The sequence below is a fragment of the Streptomyces sp. NPDC002817 genome (assembly GCF_053592055.1).
In genome coordinates this window covers 1-1,019 of record NZ_JBSFUY010000119.1, presented here as the reverse complement: position 1 = coordinate 1,019, position 1,019 = coordinate 1, and the positions used below count along the sequence as shown (strand labels likewise).

1 protein-coding gene is annotated in these 1,019 nt (G+C 63.3%); it reads left to right on the top strand.

The features are described from left to right. The coding region (locus ACWD3I_RS49265) for a cbb3-type cytochrome c oxidase subunit I (RefSeq protein WP_365414290.1) at positions 1–1,019 on the top strand (1,019 nt) is incomplete at both ends.

Genomic DNA, 1,019 nt, shown 5'->3' with positions numbered 1-1,019 from the left:
CACAAGACGATCGGAACGCTGTATCTGGTCACGTCGTTCGCGTTCTTCTGCATCGGTGGTCTGCTGGCGCTGTTCATGCGCGCCGAGCTGGCCCGCCCCGGTCTGCAGATCATGTCGAACGAGCAGTTCAACCAGGCGTTCACGATGCACGGCACGATCATGCTGCTGATGTTCGCGACGCCGCTGTTCGCCGGCTTCGCGAACTGGATCATGCCGCTGCAGATCGGCGCGCCGGACGTGGCCTTCCCCCGGCTGAACATGTTCGCCTACTGGCTGTACCTGTTCGGCTCGCTCATCGCGGTCGGTGGCTTCCTCACCCCGCAGGGCGCGGCCGACTTCGGCTGGTTCGCCTACAGCCCGCTGTCCGACGCGGTCCGCAGCCCGGGCATCGGCGCCGACCTGTGGATCATGGGTCTGGCCTTCTCCGGCTTCGGCACCATCCTCGGCTCGGTCAACTTCATCACCACGATCATCTGCATGCGCGCACCCGGCATGACCATGTTCCGCATGCCGATCTTCGTGTGGAACGTGCTGCTCACCGCGGTGCTGGTCCTGCTGGCCTTCCCGGTCCTCGCGGCCGCACTGTTCGCCCTGGAGGCGGACCGCAAGTTCGGTGCGCATGTCTTCGACTCCGCCAACGGCGGGGCCTTGCTATGGCAACACCTCTTCTGGTTCTTCGGCCATCCAGAGGTGTACATCATCGCCCTACCGTTCTTCGGAATCATTTCCGAAGTGATCCCGGTCTTCTCCCGTAAGCCGATGTTCGGCTACATGGGTCTGGTGGCCGCGACGATCTCGATCGCCGGTCTGTCCGTGACGGTGTGGGCCCACCACATGTACGTCACCGGCGGCGTGCTCCTGCCGTTCTTCTCCTTCATGACGTTCCTCATCGCCGTCCCGACAGGCGTGAAGTTCTTCAACTGGATCGGAACGATGTGGAAGGGCTCGTTGTCCTTCGAGACACCGATGCTCTGGGCCACCGGCTTCCTGATCACCTTCACCTTCGGTGGTCTGACCGG